The sequence below is a fragment of the Stenotrophomonas sp. HMWF003 genome (assembly GCF_003061285.1).
GTDB classification, from domain to species: domain Bacteria; phylum Pseudomonadota; class Gammaproteobacteria; order Xanthomonadales; family Xanthomonadaceae; genus Stenotrophomonas; species Stenotrophomonas maltophilia_AP.
The window spans coordinates 1,131-5,045 of record NZ_QAIW01000280.1 but is presented as its reverse complement, the minus strand read 5'-3'; the positions used below and the strand labels follow the sequence as shown (position 1 = coordinate 5,045).

Here is a 3,915-nt window from a genome sequence, read left to right as displayed (position 1 = left end):
CGGCGGTGAAATCCGCGACGAAGGCGCCACCGGCCGCGGCGGCAAGCCGAAGGCCGGCCTGACCGGTTTCTCGGTCTCGCACCTGCGCATCCCGACCCTGCCGCAGCCGTGGGAGGCGCCGCGCGCGCTCAACCCGCGCATGGCCCCGGCGCTGGACATCATGCTGGACGGCCCGCTCGGCGGCGCCGCCTTCAACAACGAGTTCGGCCGCCCCAACCTGCTGGGTTACTTCCGCAGCTTCGAGCTGCCCGAAGGGCAGGGCCTGACCCGCGCCTACGACAAGCCGATCATGCTTGCCGGCGGCCTGGGCGCCATCGACCAGAACCAGGTCGAGAAGCTGACCCTGCAGGCGGGCGATGCGGTGATCGTGCTGGGCGGCCCGGCCATGCTGATCGGCCTGGGCGGCGGTGCCGCCAGTTCGGTGGCCTCCGGTGAAAGTGCCGAAGACCTCGACTTCGCCAGCGTGCAGCGCGACAACCCGGAAATGGAGCGTCGCTGCCAGGAAGTGATCGACCGCTGCGTGGCGCTTGGCCTGGACAACCCGATCCGCTGGTTCCATGACGTCGGCGCCGGCGGCCTGTCCAACGCCATTCCCGAGCTGCTGCACGACTCCGGGGTGGGCGGTGTGATCGACCTGGGCAAGGTGCCCGCCGATGACCCGTCGTTGTCGCCGATGCAGTTGTGGTGCAACGAATCGCAGGAACGCTACGTGCTGGGCGTGCCGCAGGCACGGCTGGCCGAGTTCGCCGCGATCTGCGCGCGCGAACGCTGCCCGTTCGCCGCCGTGGGCGTGGCCACCGCCGAGGAACGCCTGGTGGTGGCCTACGGCGCCACCGTGGACAACATCCCGGCCGATGCACCGATCGACCTGCCGATGGACGTGCTGTTCGGCAAGGCGCCGAAGATGCACCGCGACACCGCGCACCCGCCCGCACCGCGCTGGCCGGCGCTGAAGACCGCCGGGCTGGACCTGCATGAAGCAGGCCTGCGCGTGCTGGCGCACCCGTCGGTGGCGTCCAAGAACTTCCTGGTCACCATCGGCGACCGCAGCGTGGGCGGCTTGACCGCACGCGAGCAGATGATCGGCCCGTGGCAGTTGCCGCTGGCCAACGTGGCCATCACCCTGGCCGGCTTCGACACCGTGGCCGGTGAAGCGATGGCCATCGGCGAGCGCACTCCGCTGGCGCTGCTCGATGCCGCTGCCTCGGCCCGCATGGCCGTAGGCGAGGCGATCACCAACCTGTGCGCCGCCCCGGTGGATGCACTGGAGACGGTGAAGCTGTCGGCCAACTGGATGGCCGCCGCCGGCCACAACGGCGAAGACGCGCTGCTGTACGACGCGGTGCGCGCGGTGGGCATGGAGCTGTGCCCGCAGCTGGACCTGAGCATTCCGGTCGGCAAGGACTCGCTGTCGATGCAGGCGCAGTGGCATGCCGATGGCCAGGCACACAAGTCGGTGTCGCCGGTATCGCTGGTGATCTCCGCGTTCGCGCCGGTGGCCGATGCCAACGCCCAGCTCACCCCGCTGCTGGACCGCGACACCGACAGCGAGCTGTGGCTGATCGGCCTGGGCGCCGGCAAGCAGCGCCTGGGCGGCTCGATCCTGGCCCAGGTGCATGCCGACCACAGCGACCTGCCCGCGTTTGCCGGCGCCGTGCCGGACCTGGACGATGCGCAGCGCCTGCGCGCGTTCTTTGAACTGATCCGCGATGCGCGCCAGGCCGGCCTGCTGCTGGCTTACCATGACCGCAGCGACGGCGGTGCCTTCGCCGCGCTCTGCGAAATGGCCTTCGCCTCGCGCCTGGGCCTGGACATCACCCTGGATGCCTGGGGCGATGATCCGTTCCGCAGCCTGTTCAATGAAGAGCTGGGTGCGGTGGTGCAGATCGCCAAGGAAGACCGCGCCGCGTTCGCCGACCTGGTCGAACGCCACGCGCTGACCGAGTGCGCCCAGCGCATCGCGCGCCCGACCACCGCGCCGGTGGTGCGGGTGTCGCTGCAGGGCGAGAGCCTGGTCGAGTGGCGCTGGGAAGCGCTGTTCGATGCCTGGTGGTCGGTGACCCACGCCATGCAGAAGCTGCGCGACAACCCCGACAACGCCGACCAGGAGCGTGCGGTCGCGCGCAACTTCAACGCGCCGGGCCTGAAGCCGAAGCTCACCTTCGATCTCAACGAAGACGTGGCGATGCCCTTCATCAATACCGGCGCGCGCCCGCGCGTGGCGGTGCTGCGCGAGCAGGGCGTCAACGGCCAGATTGAAATGGCCAACATCTTCGAACGTGCCGGCTTCACTTCGTTCGACGTGCACATGAGCGACCTGATCGAAGGGCGCGTCGCGCTGTCCGATTTCACCGGGCTGGTCGCCTGCGGCGGCTTCAGCTACGGCGACGTGCTCGGGGCCGGCCGCGGTTGGGCCACCTCGGTGCTGGAACGCAGCGCACTGCGCGATGCCTTCGCCGCGTTCTTCGCGCGCGACGACAGCTTCGCCCTGGGCGTGTGCAACGGCTGCCAGATGATGAGCCAGCTCAAGGACATCATCCCCGGTGCCGAGCACTGGCCGCAGTTCCGCCGCAACCGCAGCGAGCAGTTCGAAGCGCGCACCGCGCTGCTGGAAGTGGTGGAGTCGCCGTCGATCCTGCTGCGTGGCATGGCCGGCTCGCGCCTGCCGGTCGCGGTTGCGCATGGCGAAGGCCAGGCGGTGTTCGCCACCGCCGTGGACCAGGCGGCCGCACGCGTCTCGCTGCGTTACGTGGATGGCGATGGCAACGTGGCCACCCAGTACCCGCTCAACCCGAACGGTTCGCCGGACGGCATCACGGGCCTGACCACCAGCGACGGTCGCGTCACCATCATGATGCCGCACCCCGAGCGCACGCCGCGCGCGCTCAACCTGAGCTGGCGTCCGAGTGAGTGGCAGGGCGATTCGCCGTGGCTGCGGATGTTCCGCAACGCACGCGTATGGTGCGGCTGATACTGCGCACGTCACTGTTGTTGAAGCGGTGAAAATCGCGTGAAGAAACCGCCGGCCCGTCCGGCGGTTTTCTTTTGTGTGGAATGGAAAATGATCGGCAGCAATGAGTTACAGCGCGTTACAACGTGAAAATCCGTTATAGCCATTACTCACATGAAACTAACGTAATCAGCACGTTTATCGTCGGTTTTGTGACGCAGATCGCTGTCGGAAGTTTTTCTACGTCAAAGTCTTGACGTTGCTGAAACTGTACGTTAACACTGCATCCTCATTTCGAAAGCGTTCAGTTCTGCAGTAACCGCATGGATGGCGAGTCGGCTGTACGTCTGTAGCAAGCCATTCGGCGCAACGCAGTAAATCAAGCGAGTAAACGCCCCCAGGGGACGTTGGACCACACGGTCCGGCGTTGGCGTCGCTTTGCCTAAAACCAGCCCACTCAGGAGTCGCATCGATGAATCGGATTTATCGCAAGGTCTGGAACAAAGCACTGGGGCAAATGGTTGTCGCCTCGGAATTGGCCACCGGCCAGTCTGCCGGCGTGGTCATCGACCAGCGACGATCCACCGACACGCGCGCCACGTCGCTGCTGTCGGGTGCCATCGCGTTGACACTCGGGTTGGGCATGGCAGGGCTGGCGCCGGCTGCCCTGGCGCAGTCGGTGGAAGTGGGCGGCAATGCCAACTGCGTTGTGCTCAACAGCAAGATCCTGGACAGCTGCGTGGTCGACGGCAGCGCCAGCGCCAGCGGCAGCAATGCAGTGGCCATCGGCAGCAACAGCACCGCCTCGGCCAGCAACAGTGTTGCGCTCGGTGCGGGTTCCAAGGCCAACCGCGCCAACACGGTGTCGGTGGGTGATGCGGGCAAGGAGCGCCAGGTCACCAACGTGGCTGCCGGTACCGCCGCCACCGATGCGGTGAACAAGGCCCAGCTGGACAAGGTTGCGG

Annotated in this window: 2 protein-coding genes; both read left to right on the top strand. The window is 67.2% G+C overall.

Annotated features, from left to right (window positions below):
• Nucleotides 1–2,971, top strand: a 2,971-nt coding sequence (purL, locus tag DBR34_RS11605) for a phosphoribosylformylglycinamidine synthase (RefSeq protein ID WP_258223838.1), incomplete at its 5' end; no start/stop codon positions are given.
• Between the two features lie 451 nt (nt 2,972–3,422).
• Nucleotides 3,423–3,915, top strand: a 493-nt coding sequence (locus tag DBR34_RS21360) for an ESPR-type extended signal peptide-containing protein (protein WP_258223837.1), incomplete at its 3' end; no start/stop codon positions are given.